This is a genomic window from Streptomyces sp. NPDC043738, assembly GCF_056436545.1.
In genome coordinates this window covers 1-14,402 of record NZ_JBWKCJ010000037.1, presented here as the reverse complement: position 1 = coordinate 14,402, position 14,402 = coordinate 1, and the positions used below count along the sequence as shown (strand labels likewise).

The following is a 14,402-nucleotide window of genomic DNA, read 5'->3' as shown; positions in this document are numbered from 1 at the left end:
CACCGACGAAGTCCGGGTGGCGCGGAGTGCCGGTGTGCCAGGGTGGCGGTGGGGGCAGTCGCGGGTGCGCACCCGCATCCGGCCCTGAGGACGTCTGAGGAGCGGTGACGGTGGCGATGCAAGCGGTTCCCCTGGTGGGCGGGCCGGTGGAGGTACGGGGCGCGCTGGACCTGGAGAGCACGCAGACGGGGGTGATGCCGCGCCGGCTGCCGGCGTGGACCAAGGAGCAGTACCAGGACCCGTCGGTCTACGGGGTGACGCTGATGCCCTCGGGCGTGCGGCTGGTGTTCCGCACCGATGCGCGGGAGCTCGAGTTCGAGGTGCTCACCTCCACGGGTCAGCTCGACACCGAACCCGGGCCGCGCCCGACGGGGATGCTGGAACTGGTGGTGGACGGCGCCCCGGCCGGGCGACAACAAGCGCCGGTGGGCAATGTGCTGCGGATGGCGAGCCCCGGTGGCGCGCAGCGCCTGGTCCCGGGGAAGCCGGGGACCGTACGGTTCACCGGGCTGCCGGCCGGCATGAAGAACGTCGAGCTGTGGCTGCCGCAGCAGACCCCCACGGAACTGGTGGCACTGCGCGCCGACGGCGAAGTGCTGGCACCGCTGCCGGACGGCCGGCGCCGCTGGGTGCACCACGGCAGCTCCATCAGCCACTGCCTCGAGGCCGACGGCCCGACCGGCACCTGGCCGGTGGTGGCGGCCGCGCTCGGAGGAGTGGAGGTGATCAACCTCAGCCAGGCGGGCAACGAGATGCTGGACCCCTATGTCGCCCGGACGATCCGCGATATGCCCGCCGACCTGATCAGCCTCAAGGTGGGCATCAACATCGTGGGCCTGGCCGCCTTCCGGCTGCGGACGTTCGGCCCGGCGGTGCACGGATTCCTGGACACGATCCGGGAGGGGCACCCGGACACCCCGCTGCTGGTGATGTCCCCGGTGAGCTGTCCGGCTCTGGAGGAGTCCCCCGGCCCGGCCGCGACGGGCCCGGACGGGAGGATCACCGCCCTGGGCGACCCTGCCGATGTGGCCGGTGGGGCCTTGTCGCTGACGGTGGTCCGCGCCGAGCTTTCCCGGATCGTGGCGGCCCGGCGGACCCGCGATCCCCGCCTCCACTATCTCGACGGGCGCGAGCTGCTCGGCCCCGACGAGGCGGCCGACCTGGCCGACGGCCTCCACCCCGGCGCCGCCGCATACCGCCGGATGGGCAAGCGCTTCGCCGCCCACGCCTTCGCGGACGACGGCCCCTTCCGGCAGTCCTGAAGCCCCGTGGGAGCCGCTCCCGGCTCGGGCAGCTCGCGCCCCGCTGTGGTGCCGGGCGGCGCCATAGGGGGGATCCGGTCGGCCGGACGCGGTGCGGTGGGGCACGCCCGGGTTCCCGGACGCCTAGCGTGTGGCCGTGAGGCTGGACGACGATCTGGACCGGCTGAGCCGGGACGAACTGGCGGCCGAGGTGCGGCGGTTGCGTACGGGCATCCGTGCGCACCGGGACAGCTCGGGGCATGACCTGTGCTGGCACCACCCCCGGCTGTGGGGCCTGCTGCCGGAGGGCGTGGAGCCGGACGTGGCGGTGCCGCCGTGGCCGCGCTTCCTGCGCGGCTGCGTCCGCTACCGCGAGTCCCTGGACAGCCAGCTGCCCAATGCCCCCCCTCCACGACCGGGAGTACGACGGGTAGGGCGCCGGCCCGCGCCCAGGAGGGCCGCCTCAGCGACCGCTCCGGCCGGCCTGGTCCCCCTCGGTGGGGGTGGTCTCCGCGTCGCCCGGGGCGACGGCCGTCGCCGGGGCCTCCCGCGAGGACGCGGGCGCTGCGTCGTGCGGGGTGCGGCGGATGAGGGCGCGGAGGCGGGCGCCGCGCCTGCGGCGGGTTCTGCCGTGGACCCGCAGGTCGTCGGGGACGTCGTAGCGCTTGACGTAGGCGCCGAGGAAGGCCTGCAGGGTCGCCGTCGCCGGGATGGCGATGAGCGCGCCCACCGCGCCCATCAGGGCCGTACCGGCGACGACCGATCCGAAGGCGACGGCGGGATGGATGTCCACCGTCTTGGCGGTGATCCTCGGCTGCAGGAGGTAGTTCTCGAACTGCTGGTAGATCACGACGAAGCCGAAGACCCACAGGGCGTGCCAGGGATCGACGGTGAACGCGATCAGGATGGGCAGCGCGCCCGCCAGATACGTGCCTATGGTCGGTATGAACTGGGAGACCAGGCCCACCCACATGCCCAGGGCGGGGGCGTACGGGACGCCCATCAGCTCCAGCAGGACGTAGTGCGCCAGGCCGGATATCAGCGCCATCAGACCGCGGGAGTAGAGGTAGCCGCCGGTCTTGGCCACGGCGATCTCCCAGGCGCGCAGCACCTCGGTCTGGCGGCGGGGCGGCAGCACCGAGCACAGGGCACGGCGCAGCCGGGGGCCGTCGGCGGCGAAGTAGAACGAGAACAGGGCCACCGTCAGGAGGTTGAACAGGCTGCCCAGCACCGTCGCGGAGACGGCCAGCACGTTGTTGGCGCTGTCCTGGACGTACTTCTGCAGCCAGTCGGACCGCAGCAGGTTGTTCTGCACCTCGACCCGCGACAGGTGGGTGTGCAGGGTGCTGTTGATCCAGCTGATGACGGAGTCCAGATACTGCGGGAACTCCTCCACCATCGTGGCTATCTGGCCGGCGAGCATGGAGCCCAGGAGCGCGAAGAAGCCGGCCGCGGCGACCAGGATCCCCAGGAACACCAGCCCGGTCGCCAGCCCGCGCCGCATACCGCGGGCCGCCATCCAGTCGACGGCCGGCTCGACGGCCAGCGCGAGGAAGAACGCGATCAGCACGTTCAGCAGCAGCGTGATCAGCTGGTGGAATCCCCAGATGGCGAGTTGGTAGCACCCCACGAGGGCGAGCGCGAGCACCATGGCGCGCGGCAGCCAGCGCGGCATCCGCGCATCGGGCCGCGACGCCTCGGGCGGGTCCGCACGCCGGTCCTCGGGCCGTGGAACGTCGTTGCTGGTGATCTCATCAGACACGGGCACGCAGCCAAGTGTCGCGTACCGCGCCGACAATCCCGGTTCTGGGCCGTGGCCGCGTCCGCGATGCCCGGCCTTCGGGGCTTTCCCACCGGGTCGGCGGGGCGGGGCTCCGGTGACGGCGGGGGTGCACGACGGCGTCGGCGACGAAGCCCGGCGAGGCGGGCGACGAGGCCGGATCCCGGCCCGGCCGCTCAGCGCTTGTCGTGCGGTACGTCCATCACCGAGCAGACCACCCGCCACACCTCTTTGGCGCTCCAGCCCGCGTCCAGCGCCTCGTGGACGGTCCGGCCGCCGAGGCCGGACATCACATGATCGCGCGCGAAGGAGTCGGCGTAGCCCGCGCCGAAGTGATCCGCCATCCGCTGCCAGAAGACCGTCAACCGCATGCCTCCAGTATCCCGCCCTGGGAGGGCAGCGGTGCCCGAGCCGGTGCCACCGGGGGGTTTCGGCCCTACCGTCGGGCCATGGCCGAAAACGCAAGCCCCACCTCGACCCCTCTGGCGCGCGCCGAGCGCTTCGTCTGGCTGACCGCCCGGGTGCTGGAGCAGCGGCTCTTCGAGTACCACTTCCTCGGCGGCGGGGCAGACCCGGTCGAGACCGCGCTCGCCGCGTACCGCAATGACGACGACGGCTTCGGCCACGCCCTGGAGCCCGATCTGCGCGGCCCCGTCAGCCAGCCGCTGCACACCGCGCACGCCCTGAAGGTCCTCGATCAGATCGGGCGCTGCGACGGCCGCCAGGTGGAGCGGATCTGCCGCTATCTGACGAAGATCTCGACGCCGCAGGGCGCGCTGCCCGCGCTGGACCCCTCGCTGCGGGGCTATCCGGCCGCGCCGTGGATCCCGGTGGTCGACGATCCGCCGAGCGCTCTGCTGGCCACCGGCCCCGTGGTGGGGACGCTGCACCGCAACGCGGTGTGGCACGCCTGGCTGTTCCGGGCCACGGACTACTGCTGGGCGGCCGTGGAGTCCCTGAAGGAGACCCATCCGTACGAGGTGGAGGCGGCGGTGGCCTTCCTGGACGGTGCCCCGGACCGGCCGCGGGCCGCCGCGGCGGCCGCGCGGCTGGGCCGGCTCGTACGGGAGCAGGGTCTGGTGCTGCTGGACCCCGAGCGCGCCGCGGACGTCCCGGTGGCGCAGGGGTACGCCCCCGGGGAGCACCACCTGGCGTACGACTTCGCGGCGGCGCCCGACTCGCTGGCCCGCGGCTGGTTCACCGACGAGGAGATGGACCGGTCCCTGGACCACCTCGCCGCCCTCCAGGAGGAGGACGGCGGCTGGCCGGTCAACTGGCGGGTGTGGGCTCCGGGGACGGCGCTGGAGGGCCGCCCGATGGTGACGCTCAAGGCGCTGCTGACCCTGCGGGCCTACGGGCGGCCCCTCGGCTGAGCGCCCGCCCGCAGGTGCCGGGCCGGCGGTGGCGGCCGCCGGGCACCGCCCGCCCCGGCCCGGCAAGCCCCGCCGCGATCACCCGGTCAGTGCCCGTACCCCGGCGGTGACGACCACGGCCACGCCGACGACCAGCAGGAACGGCGCCCGAAGGGCGAGCGCGACGGCCGCGGCGGCCACGCCCGCCGCCTTGGCGTCGAGCATCAGGTACCGGCCGTCGCTGAAGGTCTGCTGGGCCGTGAGCGCGGCCAGCAGGGCCACCGGCAGCAGTGCGGCCAGCCGCTTGACGAGCGGCCGCTCCAGTACGCCGGCCGGCGCCGACAGGCCGAGGTACTTGACCAGGTAGCAGCCGACGGCGGTGAGGGCGATCGCGATCCACACGCTCATGCCCGGTCCTCCTCAGTGGTGGTGTGGCCGCCCGCGCCGCCGTTGCGGCGCGCGGCGGTGCCGGCCCGGCCGGCGCCCGGCCCCCGCGCCGCGCCCGCCCGTTCGCGGCGCCCCTGTACGGCGAGGACGGCGGGTGCGGCCAGCGCCGCGAGCAGGACCGGGACGCCGGTGGGCAGCAGCGGCAGCGTCACCATGAGCACCACCACGGCCAGCCCGGCCGCGGCCCGCTCGACGGCCGTCTTGAGCATCGGTGCGAGGAGCGCCAGGAAGACCGCGGGCCCGGCCGCGTCCAGGCCCCAGGCGTCGGTGTCGCCGAGCGCCTCGGCGCCCAGCGCGCCGGCGAAGGTGGTGAGGTTCCACAGGGCGTACAGGCTCAGCCCGGTGACGGTGAAGCCCAGCCGGGCGCTGCGGCGGTCGGGCTGGGCCAGGGTGACGGCGGAGGTCTCGTCGATGACCCAGTGGGCGGCGAAGGGTCTGACGCCTGCCCGGTAGCCGAGGACGGTGGACAGCCGCAGACCGTAGAACGCGTTGCGGGTCCCCAGGAAGAAGGCGCCGGCCGCGGCGGTGAACGGGTTGCCGCCCGCGGCGAGCGCGCCCACGAGGGCGAACTGCGAGGCGCCGGTGAACACCAGCAGGCTGAGCGCACACGTCTGCAGCAGGCTGAGGCCGGCTCCGGCCGAGGTCACTCCGAAGGCGAATCCGGAGAGTCCGACGGCGATACCGACGCCGAGGGCGTCCCTGATGACGGCGGAGTCGGGCTTCGCGGCGGCCGCCGGTCCCGGCGGCGCGGTGGGGCCCGCGGGGCGTATCTCTGTCTTTTCTGGCACGCCTGGACCTTAGGAGCGCGCGCCCTCGGTGGTCTTGTACGTTCTTGCGGCCCGGGAGCGCACCTGGGGTCGGCCCGATGGGGCAGCAGGGCCTAGGCCGACCGCTCCCTGCGGTACGCGCCGGGCGGCACCCCGACGATGCGGGTGAAGTGCCGGTTCAGATGCGGCTGATCGCTGAAGCCGACCTCGACGGCGGTCTGCGCGGGGGTGCGGCCCGCCTCCAGGAGCCTGCGGGCCCGGCGCACCCGGGCATCGGTGAGCCAGGTGTGCGGGGGCATCCCGTACGCGCCTTTGAAGGCCCGCAGCAGCGCGAACGGGCTGGTGCCGAGCTCCTGCGCCAGCTGCTCCAGGGAGGGCGGGTCGGCCATCCGCTCCTCCAGGAGGGCCCGGGCCAGGTCGGCGGTCCGTGCGCCCGCGCTGCGCGGCGTACGCGCCGGGAGCGGGCCTCCGTAGCGGCGCAGCAGCCGGGCGACGGCGATCCGCAGCAGGCTGTCGGCGGCGAGCGCGTTGCCGGCCTCGGCGGCTCCGTGGACCTCGGTGATCATGCGGCCGAGGTGCGGGTCCTCGGCGGTGGTCCGGGTGAACCCGGCGGTGCCGCGCAGGGCCGTGGTCTCCTCGGCTATCTCGGCGACGACCTCGGGCGACGGGTAGAGGGTGGCGTAGGCCCAGCCCTCGGGGGCGCCGGCCCGCGCGGTGTGCGCGACCTCCGGGTTGATCATCACGATGCCGCCGTGGCCGGCCCGGACGGTGCCCTGCTGGAGCCCGACCTCCTCGATGCCGGAAGTGACCGCGCAGACGACGTAGCCGTCGTGGGCGTGGCGGGGGAAGGAGTGCCGGACGTAACGGGCGCGCAGCAGGTCCAGGCCGGGCAGCCCGGCGTACCGCCAGTGGCGCGCCCACTCCCCGCGCGCCCGCGGCGTGGCGTCCGCGCCGGGGCCGCCCCCGGTCGCCGCGCCGTCCCCGCTGCCCGTGACCATGCCCCCATTGTGATCGGTCCGGAGGGCTCCCGACCTGGGCGTCCACAGCGTGGACGGGTGTCGCGGGCCCCGCCGGGGCGGCCGGCGGCCCGCGCGGGGACCGCGTTGTCAGTGGCGCGGTGCACGATGGGGGACATGGCCAAGGCAGCGCTCGACTCGTTCTCTCCCGCGACCCGTGGATGGTTCGCCGGGGCGTTCAGCGCGCCCACCGCCGCACAGGAGGGTGCCTGGCGGGCGATCGGCGCGGGCTCGGACGTCCTGGTGGTGGCGCCGACGGGATCCGGCAAGACCCTCGCCGCCTTCCTCGCGTCGCTGGACGCGCTGGCGAGCGCTCCCCCGCCCGCCGAGCCGAAGAAGCGCTGCCGGGTGCTGTACGTCTCGCCGCTGAAGGCGCTGGCCGTGGACGTCGAGCGCAATCTGCGCAGCCCCCTGACGGGAATCCGGCAGGAGTCGGTCCGGCTCGGGCTGCCGGAGCCCGACATCAAGGTCGGCATCCGCTCGGGGGACACGCCGCCCGCGGAGCGCCGGTCGATCGCCAACCGCCCGCCGGACATCCTCATCACGACCCCCGAGTCGCTGTTCCTGATGCTGACGTCCTCGGCCCGGGAGGCGCTGGCGGGCGTCGAGACGGTGATCGTGGACGAGGTGCACGCGGTCGCCGGCACGAAGCGCGGTGCGCATCTCGCGCTCTCCCTGGAGCGGCTGGACGAGCTGCTGGACCGTCCCGCGCGCCGGATCGGGCTGTCGGCGACGGTGCGTCCGGTGGAGGAGGTGGCCCGCTATCTGTCCCCCCGGCGCCGGGTGGAGATCGTCCAGCCGCCGTCCGGGAAGCGCTTCGACCTGTCGGTGGTCGTCCCGGTGGAGGACATGGGCGAGCTGGGCGGCTCACCGGTCCAGGAGGGCGACACGGGCGAGAAGCCCTCCATCTGGCCGCAGGTCGAGGAGAGGATCGCCGATCTCGTCCAGGCCCATCGCTCCACGATCGTCTTCGCCAACTCCCGCCGTCTGGCGGAGCGGTTGTGCAACCGCCTGAACGAGATCGCCTACGAGCGCGCCACGGGCGAGGCGCTCCCCGAGCACCACTCCCCGGCGGAGCTGATGGCCGAGTCCGGCGCCGCCAAGGGGGCGCCGCCGCTGCTGGCCCGCGCCCACCACGGCTCGGTGTCCAAGGAGCAACGCGCCCAGGTGGAGGAGGACTTGAAGGCGGGCCGGCTGCCGGCCGTGGTCGCCACCTCCAGTCTGGAGCTGGGCATCGACATGGGCGCGGTCGACCTGGTCGTCCAGGTCGAGTCGCCGCCGTCGGTCGCCTCCGGGCTGCAGCGGGTCGGCCGGGCCGGACATCAGGTCGGCGCGGTCTCGACGGGCATCGTCTTCCCCAAGTACCGCGGCGATCTGGTGCAGGCGGCCGTGGTGACCGAACGGATGCGCTCGGGCGCCATCGAGGCGCTGCGGGTGCCCGCCAATCCGCTGGACGTGCTCGCCCAGCAGCTCGTCGCCATGGCCGCGATGGACACCTGGGACGTCGAGGAGCTGTTGGCCGTCGTCCGGCGGGCGGCCCCCTTCGCGGCGCTCCCCGAGTCGGCGTTCACGGCCGTGCTGGACATGCTCGCCGGCCGCTACCCCTCGGACGCCTTCGCCGAGCTGCGGCCGCGCCTGGTGTGGGACCGCGTCGCGCAGACCGTCACGGGCCGCCCCGGGGCCCAGCGCCTGGCCGTCACGTCCGGTGGCACGATCCCCGACCGCGGCCTGTTCGGCGTGTTCCTCGCCGGCGGTGACTCCGGCAAGGGCGGCGGCGGGCGCCGGGTGGGCGAGCTGGACGAGGAGATGGTCTACGAGTCCCGTGTCGGCGATGTCTTCACGCTCGGCACGACGTCGTGGCGCATCGAGGACATCACCCGCGACCGGGTGCTGGTCACCCCCGCCCCGGGAGTCCCCGGCCGGCTGCCGTTCTGGAAGGGCGACCAGCTGGGCCGCCCCCTGGAGCTGGGCCGTGCGCTGGGCGCGTTCCTGAGGGAGATCGGCTCGCTCGGCCCAAAGGACGCCGGGGCCCGGCTGTCCGCCGCCGGGCTGGACGCCTGGGCGGTGTCCAATGTGCTGGGTTATCTCGCCGAGCAGAAGCAGGCCTGCGGCCATGTCCCCGACGACCGTACGATCGTCGTCGAGCGGTTCCGCGACGAGCTCGGCGACTGGCGGGTGGTCATCCACTCCCCCTTCGGCGCGCAGGTCCACGCCCCCTGGGCGCTGGCCCTCGGTGCCCGCCTCGCCGAGCGCTACGGCATGGACGCCCAGGTGATGCACGCCGACGACGGCATCGTACTGCGGCTGCCGGACGCCGACCTGATGGGCCTCGACCTCCTCGACGGGGACGGCGGCTTCGACCTGTCGGGCGACCCGGGTCTGGTGGCCCGCGGCGCGGAGTACGACCCGGAGCAGTCCCCCGTGGGGGCCGCCGACGTCGCCTTCGACCAGGGTGAGGTCGATCAGCTCGTCACGGACCAGGTGGGCGGGTCCGCGCTGTTCGCCGCCCGGTTCCGCGAATGCGCCGCCCGTGCCCTGCTGCTGCCGCGACGCAGCCCCGGCAAGCGCACACCGTTGTGGCAGCAGCGCCAGCGCGCCGCCCAGCTGCTCCAGGTGGCCAGCGAGTTCGGGTCCTTCCCCATCGTGCTGGAGGCCGTCCGCGAATGCCTCCAGGACGTCTTCGACGTGCCGGGCCTGACGGAGCTGATGGGCGACATCGAGGCCCGCCGGGTCCGCCTGGTGGAGGTCACCACCCCCGAGCCGTCCCCGTTCGCCCGCTCGCTGCTGTTCGGCTATGTCGCGCAGTTCCTGTACGAGGGCGACTCCCCGCTCGCCGAGCGCCGCGCCGCCGCGCTGTCGCTGGATTCCCGGCTGCTCGCCGAGTTGCTGGGCCAGGCCGAGCTGCGCGAGCTGCTGGACGCGGAGGTGCTGGCCGAGCTGGAGCGCGAGCTGCAGTGGCGGACGGAGGACCGGCGCGTCAAGGACGTCGAGGGCGTCGCCGACGTGCTGCGGCTGCTGGGTCCGCTGACGGACGCGGAGCTGGCCGAGCGCGGCGCGGATCCGGCGTGGACCAGGGAGCTGGCCGCCGCCCGCCGCGCCATCGCGGTGCGGATCGCCGGCGCCGACCACTGGGCCGCCGTCGAGGATGCCGGCCGGCTGCGCGACGCGTTGGGTACGGCGCTGCCGGTCGGCGTCCCGGAGTCGTTCACCGAACCGGTCAAGGACCCGCTCGGCGACCTGCTGTCCCGCTACGCCCGTACGCACGGCCCGTTCACCTCCGAGCAGGCGGCCGCCCGCTTCGGCCTCGGCACGGCCGTCACCGACGGCGCGCTGCACCGCCTCGCGGCCGCCGGCCGGGTCGTCCAGGGGGAGTTCCACCCCGCGGGCATCGGCCAGGAGTGGTGCGACGCGCAGGTGCTGCGCAGGCTGCGCCGCCGCTCGCTCGCCGCGCTGCGCGAGGAGCTCGAACCGGTGCCGCCCGCAGCGCTCGCCGCCTTCCTCCCCCAGTGGCAGCACGTCGGCGCCCCCCGCCCGGCGCCGCCTGCCGGGCATCCGGCGCCGCCGGCCGGCGCGTCGTACGGCCTGCGCGGTATCGACGGCCTGGTGCGCGCCATCGAGCAGCTGCAGGGCGCGCCGGTGCCGGCCTCCGCCCTGGAGAAGCTGGTGCTGCCGTCCCGCGTCGGCGGCTACACCCCCGCCCTGCTGGACGAACTCACCGCCACCGGCGAGGTGTTGTGGGCCGGCGCCGGCGCGCTCCCCGGCAAGGACGGCTGGCTCTCCCTCCATCTCGCCGACTCCGCCCCGCTGTTGCTCCCGCCGCCCCTCCCGCTGGAACTCACCGCCCTGCACGAGTCGTTGCTCGCCGCCCTCGCCCCGGGGTACGGCCTGTTCTTCCGCCAGCTCGCCGACCAGGTCCGGGCCACCACCCACCCCGATGCCACCGACCCCCAACTGGCCGACGCCCTGTGGGATCTGGCCTGGTCGGGCCGGCTGACCAACGACACCCTCGCCCCGATGCGCGCCCTGCTGGGATCGGGCCGCACGGCCGGCTCGACCGCCCACCGTGCCCGGCGGGCCGTCCCCCGCGGCAGATACGGGTCGCTGACCGCGGCGGCGGGTCGCGGCCGCCCCACCGCCTCCCGCTCCGGCCCGCCGACCGTGGGCGGCCGCTGGTCGCTGCTGCCGGCCCCCGAGGCGGACGCCACCCACCGCGCCCACGCCCTGGCGCGCACGCTCCTGGACCGGCACGGCATCGTCACCCGCGGGGCGGTGGCCGCCGAGGGGGTGGCGGGCGGCTTCTCCGCGGCGTACCGCGTGCTGGCCGCGTTCGAGGAGTCCGGTCAGGCCCGTCGCGGCTATGTCGTCGAAGGGCTGGGCGCCGCCCAGTTCGCGATGGACGGCGCGGTGGACCGGCTGCGGGCGGTGAGCAACCAGCGGGAGCGTACGGGCGACGTCGAGGAGGCACTGCCGGTCGGTGGCCGCGGGCGCTCCGCGGGCGGCCCGCAGCGGGCCGTCGTCCTGGCCGCCGCCGATCCGGCCAACGCCTACGGTGCCGCCCTGTCCTGGCCCGACCCGCCGGAGGGCTCGACCCACAAGCCCGGTCGCAAGGCGGGTTCCCTGGTCGTCCTGGTCGACGGTGAGCTGACGCTCTACATGGAGCGGGGCGGCAAGACCCTGCTCGCCTGGCCGCTCGGCCATGACCCGGCCCAGGCGTCCACCGACCCCCGCCTCCGGCTCGCGGTCGAGGCGCTCATCGACGCCGCCCGCGCCGGCGCGGTGGGCACCCTCACCACCGAACGCATCAACGGCACCGCGGCGCTCACCTCCCCCTTCGCCGCCACCCTGGAGTCGGCCGGCTTCCACCCGACTCCTCGGGGGCTGCGGCTGCGGGGCTGACGACCTCAGCCGGCCGCCCGGTCGGCGCCGCCTCCCGGCATGATGGTGGCATGCCCGAAGGCGACACCGTCTGGCGCTTGGCGCAGCGGCTCCACGAAGCGCTGGCCGGCCGCCCGCTGACCCGGTGCGACCTGCGCGTTCCCCGGCTGGCGACGGTGGACCTCACCGGCCGCGAGGTGCTGGCGGTGGTCTCCCGCGGCAAGCACCTCCTCACCCGCTTCGGGGGCGGTCTGACCCTGCACTCCCATCTGCGGATGGACGGCGCCTGGAAGATCTACGGCCCCGACGAGCGCTGGCGCGGCGGCCCGGCCCACCAGATCAGGGCGATCCTCGGCAACGAAGAGCACACCGCCGTCGGCTACCGCCTCCCCGTCCTCGATCTCCTGCCCACCACCGAGGAGACCCGGGTCGTCGGCCATCTGGGGCCCGACCTCCTCGGCCCCGACTGGGACGGCGCCGAGGCCCTGCGCCGACTGCTCGCCGCCCCGGAGCGGCCGCTCGGCGAGGCCCTGCTCGACCAGCGCAATCTCGCCGGGATCGGCAATGTCTACAAGTCCGAGCTGTGCTTCGTCCTGCGGGCCTCCCCCTGGCTCCCCGTCGGCGAGCTGCCCGCCCCGGAGCGGGCTCCCGCGCTCGCCAGGAAGCTTTTGGAGGCCAACAGACGGCGCCCGGCCCGCACCACCACCCCCAGCGCACGCCCCGACCGCCGGCTGTGGGTCTACGGCCGGGCCGGCCGCCCCTGTCTGCGCTGCGGTACCGCCGTACGCACCACCGGCCAGGAACCCGCCGCGGAAGAACGCGTCACCTACTGGTGCCCCGCCTGCCAGCCGGACCCGCCGGCCGGCGACCTGCCCACCGCCGCCCCCTGACCCGCATTCCCACCCCCGCACCAATTGACGACCCGTCAGATCTCTCCCTACCCTCGCGTCATGCCCCTCACCGCGTACGACCTCACGGGCCGCACCGCGATCGTCACCGGCGCGGCGAGCGGCATCGGCCGGGCCACCGCCGCGCTCCTCGCCGAGGCCGGTGCCACCGTCCACTGCGCGGACCTCGACGAGCCGGGCGTCCGGGCGACCGCCGCGGCCATCACCGCGTCCGGCGGCGCCGCGCACCCGCACCCCCTGGACGTCACCCGTCGCGACCAGGTAGCCGCCGTGGTCGCCGCCGCCCGCGAGACCACCGGCCGACTCGACGCGATGGCGAACATCGCCGGGATCATGCACTCCTCCCCCGTGCTGGAGACCGCGGAAGAGGATCTGGACCGGGTCTGGAACACCAACTTCAAGGGCGTGCTGTACGGCTGCCAGGAGGCGGCCCGCGCCATGATCGCCACCGCCACCCGGGGGTCCGTCGTCACCATGGCCTCCGGCGCGATCGACACCGGCGCACCCGGCCTGCTCTGCTACGGCGCCGCCAAGGCCGCCGTCGTACAGCTCACCAGGACCCTGGCCGCGGAGGTCGGCCGGCACGGCATCCGCGTCAACGCCGTCGCCCCGGGCTGGATACGCACGGCGATGACCGACCGCCACGGCGCCGAGGCCCAGCAGCAGGCGGAGCGGCCGATGATCCGGATGTCACCACTGGGGCGGGTGGGCGAGCCCGAGGACGTCGCGCACGCCGTACTCCATCTGGTCAGCGACGCCTCGTCCTTTACGACCGGCCAGATCCTCCGTCCGAACGGCGGCGTCGCGATGCCCTGGTGAACGCCGCCCGGATCCCGCGCACCCCACGGCCCACGGCGCTCCGGCCCATGCCCTCACGCCGCCCCGTCCACGGGACGCAGTGCACCGGCAGCAGACTCAGCCCCCAGCCGCCCAGCGTCACGGCCCCCTCGACCACCCCCGCCGACTGCGGCCACACCGCCAGCCGGACCACCGCCCACCACCACAGCCCCCCGACGAGGGCCGCGGATATCCAGCGCCCCGGCACGGCCCGCGGCCGCCGGCCGTTCGGCTCACGGGTGGTGAGCCGGCCGCCCGGGCCACGGGCCGGGAATCCACGCCTCGCCATGGGTGCCTCCTCCGGCCGACGCTAGACGGGGCCTGCCGTCGAGGGGGAGAGCGCACCGGCGCACTTCCGGCGCGCGGGCACCACCGCAAGCCCCGCTCAGTGGTGGGCCTCGGCCTGGAACATCCAGTGGTGCTTCTCCAGGTCGGCGGTGAGACCGATGAGGATGTCCTGGCTGACCGGGTCCGGGTCGGCGGTGGCGATGATCCGCTCGCGCATCCGGGTGATGATCGCGCCCAGCGCGCCCACCATGGCCCGCACCACCTCGCCGTCCTTGATCCAGCCGTCCTGTACCTCGTTGATGCCGCTGGTCTTGGCGACGGTGGCGGCCCGCCCGTCGGGGGACACCCCGATCGCGGACGCCCGCTCGGCCACCGTGTCGGCGTGCAGCCGGGCACTGGCGACCACATCGTCGAGCTGGAGGTGAACGGAGCGGAATCGCGGGCCGATGACGTTCCAGTGCACCTGCTTGGCGACGAGGGAGAGGTCCACCAGATCGACGAGTGCTCCCTGCAGCGCGTGCCCGACGGTGGTGCGGTCTGCGTCGGACAGCGTGCTCTTGACGACGGACATCCGGATGCTCCTGTTCGGACGGGGGTACGGCGAGGGATCGAGGGGGTTCCTGGGCACGATCGATGAGGGATCAATCGGGCGATTTGTATTACTTCGCCATCGTATAGACGAATCGCCCGCTCCGTGCGGCCCGGACGGACCGCCCGCCGGCCCCCACCGGCCCCGCCCACCCCCTGCCCTCGGACAGCACCGAGGCCCAGGGGGGGGGGGGGGGGGGGGGGGGGGGGGAGGGGGGGGGGGGGGGGGGGGGGGGGGGGGGAAGACGAGCAGGTGGGGAGGGTAGAGGGCGGGGATGGTAGGGAGAGGATGAGAGGCAAGGC

At 74.8% G+C, this 14,402-nt stretch carries 12 protein-coding genes; 5 read left to right on the top strand and 7 right to left on the bottom strand.

Annotation, left to right across the window (positions count from 1 at the left end; all coding sequences use genetic code 11):
- Positions 1 to 116 precede the first annotated feature (116 nt).
- Positions 117 to 1,262, top strand: coding sequence for a GDSL-type esterase/lipase family protein (locus tag AC0680_RS33235; protein ID WP_478636461.1), 1,146 nt, complete (start codon positions 117 to 119; stop codon positions 1,260 to 1,262).
- Between the two features lie 442 nt (positions 1,263 to 1,704).
- On the opposite strand, the gene AC0680_RS33230 is transcribed toward AC0680_RS33235, so the two are convergent.
- Positions 1,705 to 2,991, bottom strand: coding sequence for an AI-2E family transporter (locus AC0680_RS33230; protein WP_478636458.1), 1,287 nt, complete (start codon positions 2,989 to 2,991; stop codon positions 1,705 to 1,707).
- A gap of 206 nt (positions 2,992 to 3,197) precedes the next feature.
- A complete protein-coding gene (locus AC0680_RS33225; protein WP_384434446.1) occupies positions 3,198 to 3,392 on the bottom strand; it encodes a DUF3046 domain-containing protein in 195 nt (64 codons plus the stop codon).
- 78 nt (positions 3,393 to 3,470) lie between these two features.
- Here AC0680_RS33225 and AC0680_RS33220 point away from each other — a divergent pair, with 78 nt between their 5' ends.
- On the top strand, positions 3,471 to 4,394 hold the full coding sequence (locus tag AC0680_RS33220; RefSeq protein WP_478636345.1) for a hypothetical protein: 924 nt from the start codon (positions 3,471 to 3,473) through the stop codon (positions 4,392 to 4,394).
- A 78-nt stretch (positions 4,395 to 4,472) separates the two neighbouring features.
- On the opposite strand, the gene AC0680_RS33215 is transcribed toward AC0680_RS33220, so the two are convergent.
- The 3 genes from AC0680_RS33215 to AC0680_RS33205 form a co-directional block, all read right to left on the bottom strand.
- Positions 4,473 to 4,781 carry an AzlD domain-containing protein gene (locus AC0680_RS33215; protein ID WP_478636342.1) on the bottom strand — a complete coding sequence of 103 codons (309 nt, stop codon included), beginning with the start codon at positions 4,779 to 4,781 and terminating at the stop codon, positions 4,473 to 4,475.
- Positions 4,778 to 5,608 carry an AzlC family ABC transporter permease gene (locus tag AC0680_RS33210; RefSeq protein WP_478636339.1) on the bottom strand — a complete coding sequence of 277 codons (831 nt, stop codon included), beginning with the start codon at positions 5,606 to 5,608 and terminating at the stop codon, positions 4,778 to 4,780. The genes AC0680_RS33215 and AC0680_RS33210 overlap by 4 nt, the downstream gene beginning before the upstream one ends.
- A gap of 92 nt (positions 5,609 to 5,700) precedes the next feature.
- Positions 5,701 to 6,585 (bottom strand): AraC family transcriptional regulator, encoded by an 885-nt coding sequence (locus tag AC0680_RS33205; RefSeq protein WP_478636336.1) that lies wholly within the window; start codon positions 6,583 to 6,585, stop codon positions 5,701 to 5,703.
- Between the two features lie 135 nt (positions 6,586 to 6,720).
- On the opposite strand from AC0680_RS33205, the gene AC0680_RS33200 reads away from it, so the two are divergent.
- From AC0680_RS33200 to AC0680_RS33190, 3 genes are read left to right on the top strand one after another with little or no spacing between them, the layout of a single operon-like run.
- Positions 6,721 to 11,499 (top strand): Lhr family helicase, encoded by a 4,779-nt coding sequence (locus AC0680_RS33200; protein ID WP_478636333.1) that lies wholly within the window; start codon positions 6,721 to 6,723, stop codon positions 11,497 to 11,499.
- Positions 11,500 to 11,549: 50 nt separating this feature from the next.
- On the top strand, positions 11,550 to 12,368 hold the full coding sequence (locus AC0680_RS33195) for an Fpg/Nei family DNA glycosylase (RefSeq protein ID WP_478636330.1): 819 nt from the start codon (positions 11,550 to 11,552) through the stop codon (positions 12,366 to 12,368).
- 60 nt (positions 12,369 to 12,428) lie between these two features.
- Complete coding sequence (locus AC0680_RS33190; protein WP_478636327.1) at positions 12,429 to 13,205, top strand: SDR family NAD(P)-dependent oxidoreductase; 777 nt, start codon at positions 12,429 to 12,431, stop codon at positions 13,203 to 13,205.
- Here AC0680_RS33190 and AC0680_RS33185 read toward each other — a convergent pair.
- Positions 13,153 to 13,512, bottom strand: a complete 360-nt coding sequence (locus AC0680_RS33185) for a hypothetical protein (protein ID WP_478636324.1) — start codon at positions 13,510 to 13,512, stop codon at positions 13,153 to 13,155. The two genes, AC0680_RS33190 and AC0680_RS33185, sit on opposite strands and share 53 nt — an antisense overlap.
- Before the next feature lie 96 nt (positions 13,513 to 13,608).
- Positions 13,609 to 14,082 carry a Dps family protein gene (locus tag AC0680_RS33180; RefSeq protein ID WP_478636321.1) on the bottom strand — a complete coding sequence of 158 codons (474 nt, stop codon included), beginning with the start codon at positions 14,080 to 14,082 and terminating at the stop codon, positions 13,609 to 13,611.
- Between the last annotated feature and the right edge of the window lie 320 nt (positions 14,083 to 14,402).

Coding starts and splice junctions, on each gene's coding strand:
- AC0680_RS33235 (WP_478636461.1), top strand. CDS start 117: ATGCAAGCGGTTCCCCTGGTGGGCGGGCCGGTGGAGGTACGGGGCGCG.
- AC0680_RS33225 (WP_384434446.1), bottom strand. CDS start 3,392: ATGCGGTTGACGGTCTTCTGGCAGCGGATGGCGGATCACTTCGGCGCG.
- AC0680_RS33220 (WP_478636345.1), top strand. CDS start 3,471: ATGGCCGAAAACGCAAGCCCCACCTCGACCCCTCTGGCGCGCGCCGAG.
- AC0680_RS33215 (WP_478636342.1), bottom strand. CDS start 4,781: ATGAGCGTGTGGATCGCGATCGCCCTCACCGCCGTCGGCTGCTACCTG.
- AC0680_RS33205 (WP_478636336.1), bottom strand. CDS start 6,585: ATGGTCACGGGCAGCGGGGACGGCGCGGCGACCGGGGGCGGCCCCGGC.
- AC0680_RS33200 (WP_478636333.1), top strand. CDS start 6,721: ATGGCCAAGGCAGCGCTCGACTCGTTCTCTCCCGCGACCCGTGGATGG.
- AC0680_RS33195 (WP_478636330.1), top strand. CDS start 11,550: ATGCCCGAAGGCGACACCGTCTGGCGCTTGGCGCAGCGGCTCCACGAA.
- AC0680_RS33190 (WP_478636327.1), top strand. CDS start 12,429: ATGCCCCTCACCGCGTACGACCTCACGGGCCGCACCGCGATCGTCACC.
- AC0680_RS33185 (WP_478636324.1), bottom strand. CDS start 13,512: ATGGCGAGGCGTGGATTCCCGGCCCGTGGCCCGGGCGGCCGGCTCACC.
- AC0680_RS33180 (WP_478636321.1), bottom strand. CDS start 14,082: ATGTCCGTCGTCAAGAGCACGCTGTCCGACGCAGACCGCACCACCGTC.